The organism is Mesorhizobium zhangyense (genome assembly GCF_011045115.1).
GTDB lineage: Bacteria > Pseudomonadota > Alphaproteobacteria > Rhizobiales > Rhizobiaceae > Mesorhizobium_M > Mesorhizobium_M zhangyense.
On the sequence record NZ_JAAKZG010000002.1, the window covers coordinates 456,634 to 477,054 of the forward strand.

Annotated in this window: 19 protein-coding genes; 7 read left to right on the forward strand and 12 right to left on the reverse strand. The window is 61.3% G+C overall.

What is annotated here, in order from left to right; all coding sequences use genetic code 11:
- Positions 1–46 precede the first annotated feature (46 nt).
- Genes betA through betI form a run of 4 tightly spaced genes read right to left on the reverse strand, consistent with a single transcriptional unit; the run spans position 47 to position 4,809 of the window.
- On the reverse strand, positions 47–1,699 hold the full coding sequence (gene betA, locus G6N74_RS05730; protein WP_165115257.1) for a choline dehydrogenase: 1,653 nt from the start codon (positions 1,697–1,699) through the stop codon (positions 47–49).
- Positions 1,692–2,693, reverse strand: a complete 1,002-nt coding sequence (locus tag G6N74_RS05735; RefSeq protein ID WP_205826539.1) for a threonine/serine dehydratase family protein — start codon at positions 2,691–2,693, stop codon at positions 1,692–1,694. Before G6N74_RS05735 ends, betA begins: the two co-directional genes overlap by 8 nt.
- Entirely contained in the window at positions 2,693–4,219 is a 1,527-nt protein-coding gene (gene betC / locus G6N74_RS05740) for a choline-sulfatase (RefSeq protein ID WP_165115261.1), read from the reverse strand. Before betC ends, G6N74_RS05735 begins: the two co-directional genes overlap by 1 nt.
- On the reverse strand, positions 4,216–4,809 hold the full coding sequence (betI, locus tag G6N74_RS05745) for a choline-binding transcriptional repressor BetI (RefSeq protein WP_165115263.1): 594 nt from the start codon (positions 4,807–4,809) through the stop codon (positions 4,216–4,218). Before betI ends, betC begins: the two co-directional genes overlap by 4 nt.
- A 185-nt stretch (positions 4,810–4,994) precedes the next feature.
- Between betI and G6N74_RS05750 the strand changes: the two genes are divergently transcribed.
- Together G6N74_RS05750 and G6N74_RS05755 are read left to right on the forward strand one after the other, a co-directional pair.
- Complete coding sequence (locus G6N74_RS05750) at positions 4,995–6,161, forward strand: acetyl-CoA acetyltransferase (protein ID WP_165115264.1); 1,167 nt, start codon at positions 4,995–4,997, stop codon at positions 6,159–6,161.
- Positions 6,158–6,901 (forward strand): SDR family NAD(P)-dependent oxidoreductase, encoded by a 744-nt coding sequence (locus G6N74_RS05755; RefSeq protein WP_165115265.1) that lies wholly within the window; start codon positions 6,158–6,160, stop codon positions 6,899–6,901. Before G6N74_RS05750 ends, G6N74_RS05755 begins: the two co-directional genes overlap by 4 nt.
- A 97-nt stretch (positions 6,902–6,998) precedes the next feature.
- On the opposite strand, the gene G6N74_RS05760 is transcribed toward G6N74_RS05755, so the two are convergent.
- Complete coding sequence (locus G6N74_RS05760; protein ID WP_165115266.1) at positions 6,999–7,787, reverse strand: DUF3750 domain-containing protein; 789 nt, start codon at positions 7,785–7,787, stop codon at positions 6,999–7,001.
- Between the two features lie 77 nt (positions 7,788–7,864).
- Between G6N74_RS05760 and G6N74_RS05765 the strand changes: the two genes are divergently transcribed.
- Entirely contained in the window at positions 7,865–8,869 is a 1,005-nt protein-coding gene (locus G6N74_RS05765; protein ID WP_165115267.1) for an asparaginase, read from the forward strand.
- Between the two features lie 11 nt (positions 8,870–8,880).
- Here G6N74_RS05765 and G6N74_RS05770 read toward each other — a convergent pair whose 3' ends face one another.
- Positions 8,881–10,260: a TIGR03808 family TAT-translocated repetitive protein gene (locus G6N74_RS05770; RefSeq protein WP_165115268.1), complete on the reverse strand. Its 1,380-nt coding sequence runs from the start codon at positions 10,258–10,260 to the stop codon at positions 8,881–8,883.
- A gap of 110 nt (positions 10,261–10,370) precedes the next feature.
- On the opposite strand from G6N74_RS05770, the gene greA reads away from it, so the two are divergent.
- Positions 10,371–10,844, forward strand: coding sequence for a transcription elongation factor GreA (gene greA, locus G6N74_RS05775; protein ID WP_165115269.1), 474 nt, complete (start codon positions 10,371–10,373; stop codon positions 10,842–10,844).
- Positions 10,845–10,854: 10 nt separating this feature from the next.
- On the opposite strand, the gene G6N74_RS05780 is transcribed toward greA, so the two are convergent.
- The 4 genes from G6N74_RS05780 to G6N74_RS05795 form a co-directional block, all read right to left on the reverse strand.
- Positions 10,855–11,244 carry a type II toxin-antitoxin system death-on-curing family toxin gene (locus tag G6N74_RS05780; RefSeq protein ID WP_165115270.1) on the reverse strand — a complete coding sequence of 130 codons (390 nt, stop codon included), beginning with the start codon at positions 11,242–11,244 and terminating at the stop codon, positions 10,855–10,857.
- A complete protein-coding gene (locus G6N74_RS05785; RefSeq protein ID WP_165115272.1) occupies positions 11,241–11,462 on the reverse strand; it encodes an AbrB/MazE/SpoVT family DNA-binding domain-containing protein in 222 nt (73 codons plus the stop codon). Before G6N74_RS05785 ends, G6N74_RS05780 begins: the two co-directional genes overlap by 4 nt.
- 63 nt (positions 11,463–11,525) lie before the next feature.
- The gene (scpA, locus tag G6N74_RS05790) at positions 11,526–13,652 is read right to left on the reverse strand and encodes a methylmalonyl-CoA mutase (protein ID WP_165115275.1); all 2,127 of its coding nucleotides are present in this window, start codon (positions 13,650–13,652) and stop codon (positions 11,526–11,528) included.
- The gene (locus G6N74_RS05795; protein WP_165115277.1) at positions 13,649–15,091 is read right to left on the reverse strand and encodes a methylmalonyl-CoA mutase subunit beta; all 1,443 of its coding nucleotides are present in this window, start codon (positions 15,089–15,091) and stop codon (positions 13,649–13,651) included. The genes scpA and G6N74_RS05795 overlap by 4 nt, the downstream gene beginning before the upstream one ends.
- Before the next feature lie 249 nt (positions 15,092–15,340).
- On the opposite strand from G6N74_RS05795, the gene G6N74_RS05800 reads away from it, so the two are divergent.
- On the forward strand, positions 15,341–16,873 hold the full coding sequence (locus G6N74_RS05800; protein ID WP_165115279.1) for a helicase HerA-like C-terminal domain-containing protein: 1,533 nt from the start codon (positions 15,341–15,343) through the stop codon (positions 16,871–16,873).
- Between the two features lie 60 nt (positions 16,874–16,933).
- On the opposite strand, the gene G6N74_RS05805 is transcribed toward G6N74_RS05800, so the two are convergent.
- Together G6N74_RS05805 and G6N74_RS05810 are read right to left on the reverse strand one after the other, a co-directional pair.
- Entirely contained in the window at positions 16,934–17,671 is a 738-nt protein-coding gene (locus G6N74_RS05805) for a L,D-transpeptidase (protein WP_205826540.1), read from the reverse strand.
- A gap of 197 nt (positions 17,672–17,868) precedes the next feature.
- The gene (locus G6N74_RS05810; protein ID WP_165115281.1) at positions 17,869–18,531 is read right to left on the reverse strand and encodes a haloacid dehalogenase type II; all 663 of its coding nucleotides are present in this window, start codon (positions 18,529–18,531) and stop codon (positions 17,869–17,871) included.
- 150 nt (positions 18,532–18,681) lie between these two features.
- Between G6N74_RS05810 and G6N74_RS05815 the strand changes: the two genes are divergently transcribed.
- Positions 18,682–19,560 carry a branched-chain amino acid aminotransferase gene (locus G6N74_RS05815; RefSeq protein WP_165115283.1) on the forward strand — a complete coding sequence of 293 codons (879 nt, stop codon included), beginning with the start codon at positions 18,682–18,684 and terminating at the stop codon, positions 19,558–19,560.
- A 168-nt stretch (positions 19,561–19,728) separates the two neighbouring features.
- Positions 19,729–20,325 (forward strand): superoxide dismutase, encoded by a 597-nt coding sequence (locus G6N74_RS05820; RefSeq protein ID WP_165115285.1) that lies wholly within the window; start codon positions 19,729–19,731, stop codon positions 20,323–20,325.
- The last annotated feature ends 96 nt before the right edge of the window (positions 20,326–20,421 follow it).

Consider the following 20,421-nt stretch of genomic DNA (forward strand, 5'->3'; position numbering starts at 1 on the left):
ATTCTTTATCAGCATGGCCGGTCAAGGCGCATCATGCAATCTATGCTCAGCGGTCTGAAACCTGCCAGCGCGGGTTGATCCATGGCTCCTGGTTGGACGGAGCAAGCGGGGTGCGGCCAAGGATGTGGTCGGCGGCCTTTTCGCCGGTCATGATCGACGGACCATTGAGATTGCCGTTGGTGACGCGCGGGAAGATCGAGGAGTCCGCCACGCGCAGGCCCTCGACGCCGATGACGCGGCATTCGGGATCGACCACGCTGCGCGGATCATCGGCACGGCCCATGCGGCATGTGCCGCAGGGATGGTAGGCGCTTTCGGCGTGTTCGCGGATGAATTCATCAAGCTGCTCGTCGGTCTGGACGTGGCTGCCCGGCGATATCTCCTTGCCGCGATAGGGATCGAAGGCCGCCTGTCCGAAGATTTCGCGGGTCAGGCGGATGCAGTGGCGGAAATCTTCCCAGTCGTCGGGATGGGACATGTAGTTGAAACGGATTTCCGGCGTAGCCCATGGGTCGCTGGAGCGCAGCGTGATCGCCCCGCGCGACTTGGAGCGCATTGGCCCGACATGCGCCTGGAAGCCATGCGATTTCGCTGCCGACTTGCCGTCATAGCTGATGGCGCCGGGCAGGAAATGATATTGGATATCCGGATAGTCGACGCCCGCTTTCGAGCGCACGAAGGCTGCGGCCTCGAAGTGATTTGTAGCGCCGAGACCGGTTTTGAAGAACAGCCACTCCGCCCCGATGATCGCCTTGGAAAACGGATTGAGCACCGAATAGAGCGTGATCGGCTGGGTCGATTCCTGCTGGATATAAAGCTCCATATGGTCCTGCAGGTTCTGACCGACGCCGGGACGGTCCGCCACCACCTCGATGCCGTGCTGCCTGAGATGCGCTGCCGGCCCGATGCCCGACAGCATCAGCAGTTTGGGCGAATTGATCGAGGAGGCAGCAATGATCACTTCACGTCTTGCCTTAACGACCTGAATCTTTTTGCGAGCTTCGATCTCGACGCCGACGGCACGTTGACTCTCTATGACGATCTTTCGCGCGAAGCCGTTGATCAGTTTGACATTCTTGCGCTTGAGGGCAGGGCGCAGATAGGCATTCGCTGCAGACCAGCGCCGACCACCGAAGATGGTCTGCTCCATGGCTCCAAAACCTTCCTGCTTCGAGCCATTATAGTCGTCGGTGAGTTCGAAACCGGCCTGATGCCCGGCCTCGACGAAGGCCGAATAGAGCGGGTTCTTGCGTGGGCCGCGCTGGATATTGAGAGGCCCGTTGGTGCCGCGCCAGCCATCCTCGCCGCCATGCGAAGTTTCCATGCGTTTGAAGTAGGGCAGGACATCGGCATAGCTCCAGCCGTTCGCACCTTCCTCGGCCCAATGGTCGAAATCATGCGAGTGGCCGCGCACATAGACCATGCCGTTAATGGAGGACGAGCCGCCCATGACCTTGCCGCGCGGCGTAGCCAGCACTCGCCCGTTGAGATGCGGTTCCGGCTCGCTGGAAAAGCCCCAGTCGTAGCGGCTCATATTCATCGGGATGGACAGCGCCGAGGGCATCTGGATGAAGGGGCCGAAATCGGTGCCGCCATATTCGATGACGATGACCGAGTACTTGCCATCCTCCGACAGGCGGTAGGCCATGGCCGAGCCGGCCGAACCCGAGCCGACGATGACGAAATCTGCTTCAAGCATCTGCGGTGTGCTTCATGAAATCGTTGAAGGAAACATTGCCGCCGGTGGCGACAACGAGAACGGTCTTGCCGGCGACATCGATCTTGCCGTCGAGCAAGGCGGCGAGCGAGGCCGCGCCCGAAGGTTCGAGCACCAGTTTCAGCCGCTCGAAGGCGGTCTTCATGGCGCGGCGTACGGAAGCGTCGTTGACGGTAACGCCGCGCATGCCGGCCTGGCTCATCGCCGCGAATGGGGCCTCGCCCGGCTTGCGCGCCATCAACCCGTCGCAGATGGATTTTCCGCCGAGCGGCATGGTTTCGATTGCACCATGGTCTATCGACGTGCCCATGCCGTTAAAACCTTCGGGCTCGACGCCGTAGATGGCGGTGTTCGGCGACAGGTAGTGGAAGGCAAGCGCCACGCCGCCGATCAGCCCGCCGCCGCCGATGGAGCAGAACAGCAGATCGGCGCTGGCGTCCTTGACTGCCAACTGCTCCAGCGCTTCAAGACCCGTACCGGCCTGACCGGCGACGATTTCCGGATCGTCAAAGGGGTGCAGCAATGCGAGATTTTCTTCCCCGGCGATCTGCCGGGCGCGTTCGGCGGCGACCTCCTCGCGAGCGCGGTCGCCATGGTCTGTCAGCACCACTTTAGCACCATAGCCGGCGGTGGCGTCACGCTTGGCGGCCGGCGCATCGATCGGCATGACGATGGTGACCGGAATGCCGAGCGCCTGGCCGGCGGCGGCCAGCCCTTGCGCGAAATTACCGGAGGAATAGGCGACAACACCACGCTTGGCTTCTTCCGGCGAAAGCTGCTTCAGGCGCCAATACGCGCCGCGCACCTTGAAGGAGCCGGCCCATTGCAGTGATTCCGGCTTGACGAAGACGCGTGCAGCACCCGTCTGTTCAGCGAGAAAGCGCGATTCCAGAAGCGGCGTGATCTGCGTCGCCTGCGAGGAGACGGCATATGCCTTTTTCAGATGGTCTAGCGTCGGAACAAATACCTTCGTCATCATTCGCCTCTCGGGAAACGCTTCTGGTCTTCCAGAGTGTCCAGATTCATGTGGTTGCGCATGTAGCGCTCTGACGCCTTCTGCAGCGGCTGAAATTCCCACGGATAGTAGGAACCGTTTCGGAGCGCCGGGTAGACGACCCAGCGCCTTGCCTGGCTCTGGCGCACGGCGGCGTCGAATGCGGCCATATCCCAACGCGCCCGGACTTTTTCCATGAAAGCCGCGACAAGTCCGGCATGGGCAGGATCGGCGGCGAGATTGGTCAACTCCAGCGGATCCGATTCAAGATCAAACAGTTGCGGCGGGTCGATCTCGCAATGGATGAATTTGTAGCGCCCCTCGCGGATCGCAACCATTGGCGCGTAGGAGCCTTCGGCGGCGTATTCCATCAGCACCGGCGCGTTGCGCGTTTCGCCGTTGATCAGCGGCAGGAGCGACTCGCCGTCGGTCCAAGGCATAGTCGCGCTCATGTCGATGCCGACGAGATCGCACAGTGTCGGGCAGATATCGAGGTTGGAAACGGGCGCATTGATCAGGCTGGGACTGATGCCCTTGCCGGCGATCATCAGCGGCACGCGCGCCGCGCCCTCGAAGAAGCACATCTTGAACCACAGGCCACGCTCGCCGAGCATGTCGCCATGGTCGGAGCAGAATAGGATGATCGTGTCGTCCAGCATGCGCGTGCGCTCGAGCACGGAGACGAGTTCGCCGACCTTATCGTCGAGATATGAAATATTGGCGAAATAGCCCTGCCGCGAACGGCGGATTTGTTCAGGCGTTATGTCGAAGCTGTCGTAGTCGCTGGCGAGATAGAGCCGCTGCGAGTGGGCGTCCTGCTCGTCCTTCGGGATGAAACCGACTTCTGGCTCCAGTGCTGGGCAATTCTCGTAAAGGTCCCAATATCTGCGCCGCGCGACATATGGGTCATGCGGATGTGTGAAGGAGACGGTGAGGCACCAGGGGCGGCGGTTGGCGTCATCCGAGGTGCGGGCATGGTCGTAGAGCTTCTGCGTCGCGTGAAAGGCGACCTCGTCGTCATATTCCATCTGGTTGGTGATCTCGGCCACACCGGCGCCGGTGACAGACCCCAGATTGTGATACCACCAGTCGATGCGCTCTCCGGGTTTGCGGTAGTCCGGCGTCCAGCCGAAATCGGCGGGGTAGATGTCGGTCGTCAGGCGCTCCTCGAAGCCGTGCATCTGGTCCGGCCCGACAAAATGCATCTTGCCGGACAGACAGGTGTGATAGCCGGCGGCGCGCAGATGGTGGGCGTAGGTGGGGATCGAAGATACGAATTCGGCGGCGTTGTCATAGACTTCGGTGCGCGAGGGCAACTGGCCGCTCATGAACGAGGCGCGGCCCGGCGCGCAGAGCGGCGAGGCGGTGTAGTTATTGCGGAAGCGGGCCGAACGGGCGGCCAGCGCCTTCAGGTGCGGCGCGTGGAGAAAGTCGGCCGGGCCATCCGGAAACAGCGTCCCGTTCAATTGGTCGACCATGATGATGAGGATGTTGGGCCGGCCGGTCATGAAGGCTTCTTGTGCTGGAGAAGTTTCGTTTCGAGATAATCTTCGACGAGGGCGACAGCGCTCGCCGCATTGGGCGTGCCGTCCTTGAGTGCCCGGCGAATGTAGAGGCCGTCGATCAGAGCGGCGATTGCTTCTGCGACGTGCCCCGCTTCATTTCGCGCCATCAGCCCGGACAGGCCGCTCATCAGGTTGGAATGCAGCCGCCGTGCATAGACGCGCAGCAGGCGGCGCAGCGCCGGTGCCTTCTGGGCTTCGACGTAGAAGGCGAGCCACGCCGCGATGATTTCCGGCTGGAACTGTTTGTCGGAAAAATTGACTGCGATGATCGCCAGAACGCGTTCTTTTGCATTGCCTGCCTGCTGCAAGGCGGCGCGCGCATCGGCGTTCAGTTCGGACAATATGTGCCGCATCGTCGCCTGCAGAAGCTCGTCCTTGGCACCGAAATAGTGATGCGCCAGCGCGGACGATACGCCGGCACGCCCGGCGATCTCCGACATGGTGACGTCCAGCGAACCGCGCTCGCCGATCGCCGAGATCGTCGCGTCGATCAGCGCCTTGCGGCGCAGCGGTTCCATTCCGAGTTTGGGCACTTGAGACACTCCTGGCGGAACATTATTTTTTATTGACTCATCAATCAATATAAAATCCGTCGTGATGTTCCACCACGCGACAACTCTTTACCGCAGTGCAATATACGTTCATACTTGAACAGAAATCTGCTTGTTGGATTCAAACCGCAAATGTCGCAACATGCGACCTGCTGATGGAGGAATTTATGACTGCATGCATCGTGGGCTGGGCTCACTCGCAATTCGGCAAGCTTGCGGACGAGACCGTCGAGAGCCTGATCGTCAAGGTAACGAATGATGCACTCGACCATGCCGGCATCGGGCCGGAGGATGTCGACGAGATCGTGCTTGGCCATTTCAATGCCGGCTTCTCGCCGCAGGATTTCACCGCCAGCCTCGTGCTGCAGGCTGACGATCGGCTACGCTTCAAGCCCGCGACACGCATCGAGAACGCCTGCGCGACCGGCTCGGCCGCAGTGCGCCAGGGCATCCGGGCGCTGGAGGCCAAGGCTGCCCGCGTCGTGCTCGTCGTGGGCGTCGAGCAGATGACCGCCACGCCAGGACCGCAGGTCCAGCAGAACCTGATCCGCGCCTCCTACATGAAGGAAGAGGCCGACATCCCGGCGGGCTTCGCCGGCCAGTTCGGCAAGATCGCGGCTGCCTACTTCCAGCGTCACGGCGACCAGTCGGACGCGCTGGCCTACATCGCCGCGAAGAACCACCGGAACGGCGTCGACAATCCCTATGCGCATATGCGCAAGGATTTCGGCTACGAGTTCTGCCGCACGGAGAGCGAGAAGAATCCCTTCGTCGCGGGTCCGCTCAAGCGCACAGACTGCTCGCTCGTTTCGGACGGCGCCGCCGCGATCGTGCTGACCGACGCGACGACGGCGCTTTCGATGCGCCGCGCCGTCGCTTTCCGCGCCAACGAGCACGTGCAGGACTTCCTGCCGATGTCGAAGCGCGACATCTTGCTGTTCGAGGGCTGCGAGGAAGCCTGGGCGCGGGCGCTGAGGAATGCCGGCGTGACGCTGGACGATCTGTCCTTCGTCGAAACGCATGATTGCTTCACCATTGCCGAACTGATCGAATATGAGGCCATGGGGCTGGCCAAGCGCGGCGAGGGCGGCAAGGTTGCGCTCGAAGGCCAGACGCAGAAGGATGGCAGGCTGCCGGTCAACCCGTCCGGCGGGTTGAAGGCCAAGGGCCATCCGATCGGCGCGACGGGCGTTTCGATGCACGTCCTGACCTCGATGCAGCTGACCGGCGAGGCCGGCGGCATCCAGATCCCCAACGCCAAGCTTGGCGGCATCTTCAATATGGGCGGCGCCGCGGTGGCGAACTACGTCTCCATCCTGGACCGGATCAGATGAAGCATTCGGCCGTCGTCACCGGAGGCGCGTCGGGCATCGGCACAGCGATTGCCCGTCGCCTTTTGGACGATGGCTGGCCGGTTGCGATCATCGACGCCGACGAGCAGGCCCTGCTGACGGCGGAAGACCTGTTCGTCGACGAGAATGCGATCTTCCTTCAGGCCGACATTACCGACGAGGAAGAAATCGCAAATGCCTTCGACGAGGTGGTCGATCGGCTGGGGCTGATCGGCGGCTTGGTCAATTCGGCGGGCATTTCCCGCGATGTTTCGGCCGAAGACACCAGCGCCGAATTGCTGCGGGAACTGCTCGACGTCAATCTGGTCGGCGCTTTCATCGCGGCGAAGGCATCGCTGGAACGCATGGGCGCGACGCTCTCCATCGTCAACATCGCCTCGGTTTCCGGCATGCGCGCCAATCGCGGGCATCTCGCCTATGGCGCTTCAAAGGCCGGCCTGAAAATGATGTCGGAAGTGCTGGCGCTGGAATTCGGCAATCGCGGCGTGCGGGTCAATTGCGTCGCACCGGGGCCGATGGAGGCTGCCGTGGTTTCGGGCCGGCATTCGGTCGAGGAGCGGCGGCTGTGGATCGGCCATGTGCCGCAAGCCCGCTATGGCGAACCGGAAGAGATAGCGGCAGCGGTCGCCTTCCTGCTTTCCCCCGAGGCCAGCTTCGTCAACGGCCACACACTGGCTGTGGATGGCGGGTTTCTTTCTGCAGGTGTCCACGGCGAGAGATAGATTGTCTCCAGCATATGCTGGATTCAATGAAAGTCCTGTATAAACAAATAGATGGACCAATAATCCGATTCAGAACATGACGCTGTTCGGAAGAAGTCTATTCTATCAGCACGGAATGTGTTCCGCTGGCGATCCGTGTTTCCGTGCGCCAGAGATCGAGCCGGCCATAGGCGGGTATGAGAAGTGCTGGCCGCGCAAAATCCATTCCTGCCACCAGACCCAGGAACTGGAGTTCGATGCCGCTCTCGGCTCCTGCGGCGATGCCCAACAGCCCGCCGAGCGTGGCCTTGAAATCATGGCGTTGCCGGTCCCAGCCGAAAGAGGCCGCACCCGGCGCGTAATCGCGGCCGACGGCGTTGGAAGGCATGCGGGCTCCCATCTGCGGCACCGATCGAATGACATGGGCAACGAAGCTGTTGGAGTTCGGCCCGGGCCAGATGTGGTAGTCGCCGGCCTTCGAATAGGGATAATCCGCGATCGCTGTATCGATGTTTGCAAGCACCGCTTCCGCACTCGCGCCGTGAAGCTGGTGAACGATCTCCGGCGTGTTGGAATACCAGTAGGCGTCGGCCGCATAGGCATTCTTGCGGATGGGGCTGCCCCAGCCGACCTTGTCATAGCGTTCATATTCGGTAGCGCCCGGCCGTTTGACCACGATCCAGCAATGGAGTGAGAACGCGCCCTTCATGCCACCCGTGCGCGCAGCCATTATGTAGACTGCCGCCTTGTCGTCGGCGCTTGCCGGCTGAAGCAGGCCGGAGCTTCCCCATGCTGCCTCCCGCCATGTGGAAGGTCGATCCTGCAGGCTCCACCAGGCGACTGTTGCCAATGTCGGCAAGAGGAAAACGACCCCGATGAAGAGGATCAACCGGACGACGAACCTCATCTATCGAAAACCTTTGCCTTGGAGCCGTGAACCGAATAGGGCGTTGCAAACAAGGCCAGTTCAATTTCGGTGAAATCATGACGGATCCGGTTCTCGTCGAAGTCCTGCGCGGCGATATCGTTGAAAGCGTTCATCGCGGCACGGTCGCGATCTTCGATGCCGACGGCAAAGCGATGCTGGAGATCGGCGATACGTCGCAGGCGGTCTTTCCGCGCTCAGCCGTCAAGGCGATCCAGGCGCTGCCGCTGGTCGAGACAGGTGCTGCGGATGCCTACGGCTTTGGCGACAAGGAACTGGCGCTGGCTTGCGCCTCGCACAATGGCGAGACAGCGCATGTCGAACTGGCCCGCGCCATGCTGGCAAAAGCGGGCCTGAGCGAGAGCGCGCTGGAATGCGGCGCGCATTGGCCGTCCTACCAGAATGCCACGACCGCACTGGCAAGAGCCGGCGGATCGCCAAGCGCCCTGCACAACAACTGCTCGGGAAAGCATGCCGGTTTCATCTGCGCCTGCTGCCACGCCGGCATCGAGCATCATGGCTATGTGAAGGCCGGGCATGCCTACCAGGAAATGGTGCGTGAGGCGATGGAAGGCGTGACCGGCGCTGCGCACAATGCCGACAATCGTGGCACCGACGGCTGCTCTATCCCGACCTACGCGGTGCCACTCAGGAACATCGCGCATGGATTTGCTCGGATGGCGACGGGAGTAGGACTTGCGCGTGCACGCGCAACGGCGGCGAAGCGCCTGTTTTCTGCCTGCATGGCCGAGCCCTTCTACGTTGCCGGCTCCGAGCGGTCGGACACCAAACTCATGGAAACTGCCCCGGGACGCATCTTCGTCAAGATCGGCGCGGAGGGCGTATTTTGCGCCGCCGTGCCCGAACTTGGCCTTGGCATCGCGCTGAAATGCGACGATGGCGCCGGGCGGGCGGCCGAAGTTATGGTTGCGGCGGTTCTCGCGAAGCTTCTGGCAAAGGATGAGGCGCTGGCGGAAAAGCTCAACACGCTCGCCAATCCGGCACTCGTGAACTGGAACGGCATTACCGTTGGCAGCCTGCGGCCGGCAGCGGCTTTGGCGTAACTGCCCGCCGTTCAGCTTGCGTGGTTGCGCTCTATGGTGAGGTGCGCGAAGCCGCCATTGCCGCCGGAGGCAAGGTCGCCTGTGGCGGCATCGAGCCAGCGATGGCCGACAATCGCGCCGTTCTTGGTGCCGTCGATGATGTTGTCGGTAATGACCGCCGAGCCCGCACCTTCCACAACGGTCACCGCAATTCCGGTGCCGGCGTTGCGGACGACATTGCCGGTGGCGGTTACATTGCGCAGATATGGCCCCCAGCCGATATTGATGCCGAAGGATGGTGCGTTTTCCACCACATTGCCGGTGACCGCAGTGTCGGCCTCTATGCCGATGCCAATGCCGAAACCGGCGGCGTCAGGTGGGTAGGGGCCTTGCTTCGATAGGTTGCGGACGATGTTGTTGGAACAGATGCCGAGCCGTCCGCCTTCGTTGAAATTGACGATCGAGATGCCGTTGGCGGCGCCATCGACGATGTTGCCGGTGATGACTGCGCCCTCGAACGAGAATTCGGAATAGATCGCGGTTTCGCCTAGCCGCGAACAGGTGTTGCCGGCTATCTGGACATTGTTTGCGCTGTTGGCGCGGATGGCGGAAAAGGCGCAATCCGAAACCATGTTGTTGGCGATCATCACATTGCCGGTACGGAAAGCATTGATGCCGTTGCCATATTGGCCGGTGCCGCCATTGCGCGCGGCAATCCGCTCGACGCGATTGCCTGTCACGATGGTGCCATCTTCGGCCGGCTGCCAGCGATGGACGAGAATGCCGCCATTGCCGCAGTCGGTGACGGTATTGCTGGTGATCTGCATGCGCCCGGCTTCGACGGAATAGATGCCGGCATCCGCTGCACCAGAAATCGTCGAACGCTCGATGCGGCCGGATGCGGCTTCAAGAGAAATACCGTTCTTGCCGCTGGCGATGATCTGGCAATTGTCGATGGAAAGCTGGCTGACGCGGCGCAGATCGATGAGGCCTTGCGTGTAGTCCCCAAGCCATTTGTTGGCACCATCCAGCACGAGACCGGACAGGTCGATGATCTCTGCATCTTCGGCGGCGAACAAATGACCGTCGCCGCCATAGATGATGCGCGTGGCGCCAGGCACGCCGGTGAGGCGGACGCGCCGCGGCAGGGCAAGATTGGAAACGACATAGCTGCCCGGCGGAAGAAAGACCGGCATGTCGCGCTCTGCCGAGCGCTGCATCATTTTCGCGAACGCCTTGCTCTGGTCCTCGAATGCGCCGGGCCGAACGCCAAACTCGGTCGCATCGATCGAGCCGCGCATGGACGCGAGTTCGACGCCTGCAATGCTTGCTGCCGTGGCACTTAGCGGCACGGTCAGTCCGCCGACGGCAAAGCCGGCCGTGCCGGCAAGAAAGCGGCGTCTGTTCAGCATTGGCACAGCTTCCATCTCATCCGATCGTCGCAGCACGAACCATGCCAGTAGCATCTTATACGGCCAAGGGATTGCTTGTCGGATGTCAAGCCAGCGCTTAAGCTTGCGTCATGAGCAGAGCTTTCACACGCGAGGATGACAACGAAGCCATCGCCGACATAGGTGAGCGGCCGGTCAGTTCTCACCGCAATCTCGTTACCGAACACGGTCTTGCCCTCATCGAGGCCGAGCTAGCCGAACTGCGCGAGGAACTCGGCAAGGCGGAGCGGCAAGCCGATCGCGAGCGGCTGGCGCTGGTTTCGCGTGACCTGCGTTACTGGACGGCGCGGCGCGAGAGCGCAGAGCTTTCAGTGCCGGAGCCCGGCAGCGACGTGGTACGCTTCGGCATGGGCGTGACACTGGAAGGCGACGACGGCAAGAAAGTGCACTGGAAGATCGTCGGCGAGGACGAAGCCGACCCGGCAAAAGGCACCATCTCGCATGTTTCCCCGATGGCCGTTGCGCTGTTCGGGAAATCGCTCGGCGACACAGCTACGGTCAACGGCAACGAGTGGGAAATCGTCAAGCTGACCAGCGGCGGCTGAGGCTGCCGGATCAGGCTTCCAGTTTTATCGTGTGGTCGCGGAAGAAGGCTGTCGCGCCGGTTTCGTCGATTTCGCCTGCCGCCACCCCCATCACAAAAGTGTAGAGCGTTCCGTCGTCGGCGGTTAGTCCATAGCCGTTTACAATGAGGAACGTGCCCGCAGCAACGATCGCTGTGCGTTTGTTGCCATCGACGAAAGCGTGATTGCGTGCGATGCCGAAAACATAAGCAGCCGCCAATTCGTGGACAGTCGGCTTACCGTAGGACGCCTTGTTTTCAGCACGCGCAAGTGCGGACTCAAGAGAATTTTCGTCTCTCAAGCCTTGCGCCCCGCCATGCCGCCGCAACTGCTCGGAGTGCATCGCCTCCACGACGCGCCGTGACAGGAATTCCCAGCTCATTCGGCGAGTTTCTGCAGTGCTACCTTGTATTTATCCATGACTTCGCGCGCGGCAGCCATTTGCCGTTCGAAAGCGTCGTCGGTCGGCTTGAAAGCGAAACCTTCGCTGCTCTCGATCAGTTCGAGCGTATCGCCGGCCTTGAGGTTCAGGCGATTGAGGGTTTCCTTGGGAATGATCACACCCTCGGAATTGCCGATCTTGCGAATGACGGTGTTCATGGCTTTCGTTCCGATGTTATAACTCATGTATAACATCGGGGGATCGGAAATTCAACGACCGCGTTAGGAGTCCGTCAAAAGCCCATCCAGCAGCCGCTCCGCCGCTTCCGGGATCACCGTTCCGGGTGGGAAGATTTCGGTGGCGCCGGCTTTCAGCACCGCGTCGTAATCCTGCGGTGGGATGACGCCGCCGGCGACGATCAGGATATCTTCGCGTCCGTGTTTCTTCAGCGCGTCGCGCAGTTCCGGCACCAGCGTCAGATGTCCGGCGGCGAGTGACGAGGCACCGACGATGTGGACATCGCGATCGACTGCGAGCTTGGCGATTTCTTCCGGTGTCTGGAACATCGCGCCAACGGTCACGTCGAAGCCGAGATCGGCAAAGGCGGTGGCGATCACCTTCTGGCCGCGATCGTGGCCGTCCTGTCCCATTTTGGCGACCAGAATGCGCGGCTTGGAGCCGGTCTTCTTCTCGAAGGCTTCGACCTTTTCCTGAACGCGATCGACTGTCGGGTTTTCGCCGATCTCTGAGCGGTAGACACCCGAAATCGTCTGCACCGTCGCCACATGGCGGCCGAAGGCTTTTTCCAGGGCAAGCGAGATTTCGCCCACGGTGGCTCTGGCGCGCGCCGCCCTAATGGCGAATTCGAGGAGGTTTTCGTTGCCGGTCGCTGCCTTGGTCAGCGCGTCGAGCGCGCTCTCGACGGCGGCCACATCGCGCGTGCCCTTCAACTGCTGAAGTTTGGAAAGCTGGCGCGCACGTACTTCTGCGTTGTCGATCTTGAGGACATCGACCTCGATGTCCGTCTCGGGCTGGAACGCGTTGACGCCGACAAGCACCTGCTGGCCGGAATCGATCCGCGCCTGGGTGCGGGCGGCGGCTTCTTCGATGCGCAGCTTGGGAATGCCTTTTTCGGTCGCGGCAGCCATGCCGCCGAGCGCTTCGACCTCTTCGATATGCGACAGCGCGCGCGCCGCAAGATCATGCGTCAGCCGCTCGACATAGGCCGAGCCGCCCCAGGGGTCGATGATGCGGGTGGTGCCGGATTCCTTCTGCAGGATCAGCTGCGTGTTGCGGGCGATGCGCGCCGAGTGATCGGTCGGCAGCGCGAGTGCCTCGTCGAAGGAGTTGGTGTGCAGCGACTGCGTATGTCCCTGGGTCGCAGCCATCGCCTCGATCATGGTGCGCATGATGTTGTTGTATGGGTCCTGCGCCGTCAGCGACCAGCCCGAGGTCTGGCAATGGGTGCGCAGTGACAGCGAGCGCTGGTCCTTTGGCGAGAAATTCTTCTGCATCAGGCCGGCCCAGAGCAGGCGCGCCGCGCGCATCTTGGCGACTTCCATGAAGAAGTTCATGCCGATCGCCCAGAAGAACGACAGGCGCGGCGCGAACTTGTCGATGTCGAGCCCAGCGGCCACACCGGCGCGGGCATATTCGATGCCGTCGGCGATGGTATAGGCGAGCTCGAGGTCGGCCGTCGCGCCTGCTTCCTGCATGTGATAGCCGGAAATCGAGATCGAGTTGAACTTCGGCATATGGTGCGAAGTATAAGAAAAGATGTCGGAAATGATCCGCATCGAGGGCTTGGGCGGATAGATGTAGGTGTTGCGCACCATGAACTCTTTCAGAATGTCGTTCTGAATGGTTCCCGCGAGATTCTTCTGCGCGACGCCCTGTTCTTCGGCGGCCACGATGTACAGTGCCATGATCGGCAGAACCGCGCCGTTCATGGTCATCGACACGGTCATCTGGTCGAGCGGGATGCCGTCAAAAAGCTGGCGCATGTCGAGAATGGAATCGATCGCGACGCCCGCCATGCCGACATCGCCGGCGACGCGCGGATGATCGCTGTCATAGCCGCGATGGGTGGCGAGGTCGAAGGCGACCGAAAGGCCCTTCTGGCCGGCCGCGAGATTGCGCCGGTAGAAGGCATTGGATTCTTCAGCCGTCGAGAAGCCGGCATATTGCCGGATCGTCCATGGCTGCTGGACATACATGGTCGGGTAGGGGCCGCGGATGTAGGGCGCACTGCCGGGATAGCCGTCGAGGTGCGGCAAGCCGGCGAGGTCTTCGGGGCCGTAGCGGCGCTTGATGGGAATGCCTTCCGGCGTCTGCCAGATTTTCGCATCCGCGCCAGACTTGCCGGACGGCGGCTCGGACCAGGCGAGCTTCGAGAAATCGGGTATCATGATGCGGCTCCGATCAATTCGTCGAGCCTTGCAGCAGGCAATGCTTCACAAAAAACCGTGCCGTCCGTCGGTGCCGGGTGACGATCTGCCTTGATGGTTTCAACGGGGCGTTCGGACTTCACAGGGAAAACGGTCGTGCCGACGATTGCCCGTTTTCCGGCTTTGTATTCGGCGATCCGCTTGTTGCGCGCTTCGATGACACGGCTCTGGATAAGCCCTTTGGCGAGGCTCCTGAGTATGCCGCCTTCGGCCTCGATCACCTGGAATTCCTGCCAGGCCGCCTCGCACAACGCCGCAGTCAGCGCCTCGACACCGCCGGAACCGGAGGCCGGGTCGCTGACAAAGCCGATATGGCTTTCGCCAGCCATGATGAGTTGGGTGTTGCGCGCGATGCGCCGTGCAAAGCCTTCCGGCAAGCCATGGGTGATGGTGTGGGGCAGGATGGCGACCGAGTCCGCGCCACCGGCAACGGCCGCAAAGCTGGCCAATGTCGTGCGCAGGATGTTGGTCTCCGGGTCTTTCACGGTCATCATCCGGTAGGACGTTTCGGCGTGAATGGCCGCCTGTGAAGGCGCAATCGAGCAGGCTTGCTGGACCCGTGCCCAGAGTTTTCGCAACGCCCTGATCTTGGCCATCGACAGGAACTGATCCTGATCGACGCTGAGCGAGAAGCCGATATGCGGGGCCGCGTAGAGCAGAGCCTGGCGCGCTTCTTCGAACAGCCGAAGGTGGGCGACGGCTGAAGCCAGCATGACGCCGAGTTCCTGCGCTTCCGTGGCACCCGCATTGTGCAGGACGCGGCCATCCGCCTCCAGAAGCACGCCCGGAACGCCAAGCGCAAAGAAATGCGCCAGCGATTGCGGCATCGATGCCTGGAGCGCCTCGATCGACATGCGCAAACGCCCCGTGCCGGCGAAGATCGCTGCCGGGTCGATGCCGAAGGATAGATTGAGCTTTGCCGGATCGGCGCGCCGTTTGGTCAGGATCGCAACCAGCCAGTCGGCCATGGCCCGGCTGGAAGGATGCACGTCGATCCGCAGATAGGTGCGGTTCAATACCACGCCTTCCAGAACCGCATCGAGCGCTTCGGCGGTTCCGGGCAGACCGTAGCCGAATGCGTTCGGCGCGCCGTCGAATACCAGCGAAAGCCCCGTCGCGCCCTGGTTTATCTCTTCCAGCGCCTGCCTGTTCGCTCGCTTGGGGTCCGGATCATCGATGCGCTGCGTGATGATCCATGGCGCTTCCGCATTCTGGCGCGACAGGAACTCCGCGCTTTGCGCACGCTCGTAGAGCGGATCGATGCGGATTCCATCGTCTGTGTGCGAAACCAGCGTCTCTTCGAACGAAGCGCCGGAAAGCGCTTTTTGCGCCAGCGCTGTCCAGCGCTCGCGGTCCGCCGGTTGGAATTCGACATCGCTGAAAATCGCTCGGGCGTCCATACGTGATCCCTGTTCTCCCGACCTTATCCGAGCAGAGCCCGAATATTATGGCCACCGGCGTTGTGTCGCAATGCAAGCACACGCACAACGGCTTTTCCGATTGCCAAACCATAACGCCGACTGCAACCCTCAATCCGTCAATTTGCGCGATTGCCATTGTGACGCTGCAACCACGCCACTATACCTTTGTCGGAGTTCCTGGCGTTTTCGGGCTAGGCGGTCGACTTGGTTTTTGGAGAGCTGGAAAATATGGCGCAGGAAGACAGCATTTTCATCGGGGCCAGCCGCAAGCCTGATGACAGCTATCAAAGGCCCGAAAGTCTGCTCCTGAGATACGGAAACCGGCACGGCCTGATCACGGGCGCCACGGGTACGGGCAAGACGGTGACGCTGCAGATTCTCGCCGAAGGCTTTTCCAACGCCGGCGTTCCTGTCTTCTGCGCCGACGTCAAGGGCGATCTGTCGGGCATTGCGGCGGTCGGCGAGCCGAAGGATTTTCTGCTCAAGCGCGCCGAAGCGATCAAACTCGATCCTTATGAGTTCCGCGAAACACCGGTGATTTTCTGGGATCTGTTCGGTGAACAGGGCCATCCGATCCGGGCGACCGTCACCGAAATGGGACCGCTGCTGCTGTCGCGGCTGATGAACCTTACCAACGCGCAGGAAGGCGTTCTCAACATCGCCTTCAAGATCGCCGACGAGGAGGGGCTTCTCCTCCTCGACATGAAGGACCTGCAGTCGATGCTGGCCAATATGGCCACACGCTCGGAAGAGCTTTCGGCGCGCTATGGCAACGTCAACAAGACCTCGGTCGGCGCGATCCAGCGCTCGCTGCTCGTTCTCGAACAGCAGGGCGGCAAGAATTTCTTCGGCGAGCCGGCGCTGAGGATCCCCGACATCATGCGCACGACCGCCGATGGGCGTGGCGCTGTGAATGTGCTCGCGGCTGACAAGCTGATGACGAACCCGCGGCTCTATTCCACCTTCCTGCTCTGGCTGCTTTCCGAACTCTTCGAGGAACTGCCGGAAGTGGGCGATCCGGAAAAGCCGCGTCTCGTTTTCTTCTTCGATGAAGCGCACTTGCTGTTCAATGAAGCGCCCAAGGCGTTGCTGGACCGTGTCGAGCAGGTCGTTCGGCTCATCCGTTCCAAGGGCGTCGGCGTGTATTTCGTCACGCAGAACCCGCTGGACGTGCCGGAAACGGTTCTTGCGCAGCTCGGCAATCGCCTCCAGCACGCGTTGCGCGCCTATACGCCGCGCGAAACGAACGCTGTGAAGGTCGCGGCCGATACGTTCCGGCCCAACCCGGATTTCAAGACGTTCGAAGCGATAACCAATCTCAGCACCGGCGAGGCGCTGGTTTCGACGCTTGAGGACAAGGGCGTTCCCTCGATGGTCCAGCGAACCTTGATTCGCCCGCCGTCTTCGCGCATCGGGCCGCTGACGCCGGAAGAACGGCGCAAGGTGATCAATGCCAGCCCGGTGACAGGTCAGTACGACCAGATGATCGATCGCGAGTCCGCCTACGAAATGTTGCTCGCTCGAGCCAAGCAGGCACAGACTGAGCCTCAGGGCGAAACGCAGGCGAGCGGCGGCGGCTGGACATTGCCGGATTTTGGCGGCGGTAGCTCGCAGCAAACCACTGGACGCCGCACGGGGCAACCACGGGCTTCCGGACGGCAGACGGTCGCGGAAGCGGCAATCAAGTCGGTGGTGCGGTCGGTCGGCTCCTCGCTAGGCCGGGCGCTGGTGCGCGGCATTCTCGGAAGCTTGAAGCGGTGATCCAAAAACAAAGGACCGGCCAAGGCCGGTCCTTTGAAGTGAGTGCTCGGTTCAGAGCTGTCAGGCGACGCCGCCGAGACCGCCGGTAACCAGGATCGGGGTCTTGTTCGGGACGCGATCATAGAGATCGATGATATCCTGGTTCATCAGGCGTACGCAGCCGGACGAAACCGACTTGCCGATCGAGCTCCATTCCGGCGAGCCGTGCAGGCGATAGAGCGTGTCCTGATTGTTCTGGAAGATATAGAGCGCGCGGGCGCCGAGCGGGTTCATCAGGCCGGGCTGCATGCCGCCATTGGCAGCGCTGTACTTGGCGAGTTCCGGCTGCCGTCCGATCATCTCGTCTGGCGGCGTCCATGTCGGCCACTTGCGCTTCCACTGGATGACGGCGCGGCCGGACCATTCGAAACCGGCGCGGCCAAGGCCGACGCCGTAGCGCATGGCTTCGCCGCCTTCGCGGACCAGATAGAGGAAGTGATTCGACGTATCGACGACGATTGTGCCCGGGCGCTCGCCCGTCGGGTCCTGCACGACCTGCCGCAGGAAACGCTTGTTCATCTTCTTGAGCGGGATACCGGGGACTTCGTAACCTTCGTCAGTGACGGGACCGTACATCATCGCGTAGTCGCCGAAAGACGAATCGACGCTGAGCTGCGGAGCCTCTGGCGGCGGGCCGTCGACATAAGCGCCGCGCGAGACGGTGCTGCATGCGGAAACGGCCAATGAGGCGGCACTTACAGCCGCTGCCCCAAGAAAGCCGCGGCGATTTAAGCGAATGGAGGAGAGTGTGTCAGTCATGATGCCCTTTTAAATCCCGGCGCTGAAAAGGATAGTTAACAGCGTCGCAAAATTCCGTGAACGCTCCGCGAGCGGAACGCTTTCCATCTCCCAAAGTTCGAGCGCGATAAGCGGTTTCGATTCTGGCCTGACGGTGAAGAAAAAAGGGCGAAGATGTGACGGGCGCGCCTTGTGGCATATCGGCCACGGCGGGGCCGTCAGTCTCCGGTCAGCAGCCCTTTGAGCGAGGGCAGGATAAGGCCTGGGGCAAGATCGCGATATTCGTCGGGCTGGTTGGTTCGGTTGATCCATACGGTGCGAAAACCGAATTTGGCTGCACCTGCGATATCCCAGCGGTTTGATGACTGGAAGGAAACGGCATCCGGATAAAGACGCCAGCCTGTGGTGACGAGATCGTAGACCGAAGGGTCGGTCTTGAAGCGGCGAACGATGTCGACGGAGAAGATGTCGTCCAGCACCTGATCGAGCGCTGCCGATTTCACCGCCGCTTCCAGCATGGCGGGAGAGCCGTTAGACAGGATGGCAAGCCGCGCACCGTCGGCTTTCAAAGCCTTCAGGACGACTGGAACCTCCGGATAGCAATCGAGCCGCCAATAGGCGTCGAGAAGATCCTGCCTGAGTTTCTTGTCAGCAGAGGGCACCTTGAGAAAGGCAAAATCGAGTGACTGTTCGGTCAGCTGCCAGAAATCGGCATAGGATCCCATGAGCGTGCGGGTCCACGAATATTCGAGCTGCTTGGCGCGCCATATCTCCGACAGTTGCTGTCCATCAGGGCCGATCTTGTCGGCATGACGGCGTACCGCGGCGTGCACGTCGAACAGAGTGCCGTAGGCGTCGAAGACGTAGGCGTGGTGGCGCATCGATACTCTCATTCTCCAATGCCGCGACAACGCAGCGAGTCACCTTACGGTGCGGGTCGGCTGGCATCAACATTTCCCCCAGTGCGGCGGTTGACGGAGACGAGCAAAGCGTCTTCCATGCCGCACACTTTTCAAGAAGGCGGATAATTCATGTCACTTTCAGCTGCCGCGCAGAGCAAGACCTGGACCTATGTCGATGGCGACTGGCATGAGGGCAACGTTGCGATTCTCGGGCCCCGCAGCCATGCGATGTGGCTTGGAAGCAGTGTTTTCGACGGCGGGCGCTGGTTTGAAGGCGTTTCGCCCGATCTCGACCTGCATTCGCAACGGGTCAATTCTTCCGCGATCTCGCTGGGGCTGAAGCCGTCGAAAAGCCAGGACGAGATCGTCGGCCTGACGCTGGACGGCCTGAAGAAATTCGACGGCAAGACCGCCGTTTATATCCGTCCGATGTATTGGGCCGAGCATGGCGGCTATATGGGGGTGCCGGCCGATCCCGCTTCGACCCGCTTCTGCCTCTGCCTCTACGAATCGCCGATGATCCCCCCGGAAGGATTTTCGCTCACCGTATCGCCCTTCCGCCGGCCGACGATCGAGACGATGCCGACCAACGCAAAGGCGGGCTGCCTCTACCCCAACAACGGCCGCGCGATCCTCGAGGCCAAGATGCGCGGTTTCGACAATACGCTCGTGCTCGACATGCTCGGCAATGTCGCCGAGACCGGTTCGTCGAACATCTTCATGGTCAAGGACGGGCACGTCTTCACGCCGGCGGCCAACGGAACATTCCTGTCCGGCATCACGCGCGCCCGCACGATTTCGCTGCTGGCCGAATATGGCTTCCGCACCACCGAAAAGGCTTTGTCGGTGCGCGATTTCCTCCAGGCCGACGAGATATTTTCAACCGGAAACCACTCCAAGGTCGTGCCCGTCACCCGGATCGAGGATCGTAATCTTCAGCCGGGACCGGTGGCGAAGAAGGCGCGCGAGCTTTACTGGGAGTGGGCGCATTCGACGCCCGCCAAGTGAGCATATTTTTCCGGCTGAAACGGGTTTCATGAAGAAAACAGGCTGCCACTTTCGAACGCGATGATCTAGAAGGAACCGCACACCAGTTCAGGGGTTGTTCGAAAACAATTCCACCATATGTCTGTCCGGTAAGAGATCGCCGGAAATTGCCAACGAAGGAGTACGACCATGGCTTTTGAATTGCCCGCATTGCCCTACGACTACGAGGCTCTCCAGCCCTTCATGTCCAAGGAGACGTTGGAATATCATCACGACAAACATCACAAGGCCTATGTCGACAACGGCAACAAGCTTGCCGCCGAAGCCGGCATGGAAAACCTGTCGGTGGAGGAAGTCGTCAAGCAGTCGTTCGGCAAGAATGCCGGCCTCTTCAACAACGCAGCCCAGCACTACAATCACGTCCATTTCTGGAAGTGGATGAAGAAGGGCGGCGGCGGCAACAAGCTGCCCGGCGCGCTGCAGAAGGCAGTCGACAGCGACCTCGGCGGCTACGACAAGTTCAAGGCTGATTTCATCGCTGCCGGCACGACGCAGTTCGGCTCCGGCTGGGCCTGGCTCTCCGTCAAGGACGGCAAGCTCGCCATCTCGAAGACACCGAACGGCGAAAACCCGTTGGTGCACGGCGCATCGCCGATCCTCGGCGTCGACGTATGGGAGCATTCCTATTACATCGACTATCGCAACGCTCGGCCGAAGTATCTCGAAGCGTTCGTCGATAGCCTCATCAACTGGGACTACGTCCTCGAACTGTACGAAAAGGCATAAGCCTTAGAGACCGCTCTTAGAGTTCCGAAAAACCCCGGCTTGTCCGGGGTTTTTCTTTATGTTTGCCGGCTTCATCGCAATCATGCGGTCACGGCA

Excerpts from the sequence above, each read along its gene's own strand:
- G6N74_RS05765 (WP_165115267.1), top strand. The coding sequence starts at position 7,865 with ATGACGGATCCGGTTCTCGTCGAAGTCCTGCGCGGCGATATCGTTGAA.
- G6N74_RS05770 (WP_165115268.1), bottom strand. The coding sequence starts at position 10,260 with ATGCTGAACAGACGCCGCTTTCTTGCCGGCACGGCCGGCTTTGCCGTC.
- greA (WP_165115269.1), top strand. The coding sequence starts at position 10,371 with ATGAGCAGAGCTTTCACACGCGAGGATGACAACGAAGCCATCGCCGAC.
- G6N74_RS05760 (WP_165115266.1), bottom strand. The coding sequence starts at position 7,787 with ATGAGGTTCGTCGTCCGGTTGATCCTCTTCATCGGGGTCGTTTTCCTC.
- G6N74_RS05750 (WP_165115264.1), top strand. The coding sequence starts at position 4,995 with ATGACTGCATGCATCGTGGGCTGGGCTCACTCGCAATTCGGCAAGCTT.
- betA (WP_165115257.1), bottom strand. The coding sequence starts at position 1,699 with ATGCTTGAAGCAGATTTCGTCATCGTCGGCTCGGGTTCGGCCGGCTCG.
- scpA (WP_165115275.1), bottom strand. The coding sequence starts at position 13,652 with ATGATACCCGATTTCTCGAAGCTCGCCTGGTCCGAGCCGCCGTCCGGC.
- G6N74_RS05735 (WP_205826539.1), bottom strand. The coding sequence starts at position 2,693 with ATGACGAAGGTATTTGTTCCGACGCTAGACCATCTGAAAAAGGCATAT.
- G6N74_RS05755 (WP_165115265.1), top strand. The coding sequence starts at position 6,158 with ATGAAGCATTCGGCCGTCGTCACCGGAGGCGCGTCGGGCATCGGCACA.
- G6N74_RS05780 (WP_165115270.1), bottom strand. The coding sequence starts at position 11,244 with ATGAGCTGGGAATTCCTGTCACGGCGCGTCGTGGAGGCGATGCACTCC.
- betC (WP_165115261.1), bottom strand. The coding sequence starts at position 4,219 with ATGACCGGCCGGCCCAACATCCTCATCATCATGGTCGACCAATTGAAC.
- G6N74_RS05820 (WP_165115285.1), top strand. The coding sequence starts at position 19,729 with ATGGCTTTTGAATTGCCCGCATTGCCCTACGACTACGAGGCTCTCCAG.
- G6N74_RS05785 (WP_165115272.1), bottom strand. The coding sequence starts at position 11,462 with ATGAACACCGTCATTCGCAAGATCGGCAATTCCGAGGGTGTGATCATT.
- G6N74_RS05815 (WP_165115283.1), top strand. The coding sequence starts at position 18,682 with ATGTCACTTTCAGCTGCCGCGCAGAGCAAGACCTGGACCTATGTCGAT.
- G6N74_RS05810 (WP_165115281.1), bottom strand. The coding sequence starts at position 18,531 with ATGCGCCACCACGCCTACGTCTTCGACGCCTACGGCACTCTGTTCGAC.
- G6N74_RS05795 (WP_165115277.1), bottom strand. The coding sequence starts at position 15,091 with ATGGACGCCCGAGCGATTTTCAGCGATGTCGAATTCCAACCGGCGGAC.
- G6N74_RS05800 (WP_165115279.1), top strand. The coding sequence starts at position 15,341 with ATGGCGCAGGAAGACAGCATTTTCATCGGGGCCAGCCGCAAGCCTGAT.
- G6N74_RS05805 (WP_205826540.1), bottom strand. The coding sequence starts at position 17,671 with ATGACTGACACACTCTCCTCCATTCGCTTAAATCGCCGCGGCTTTCTT.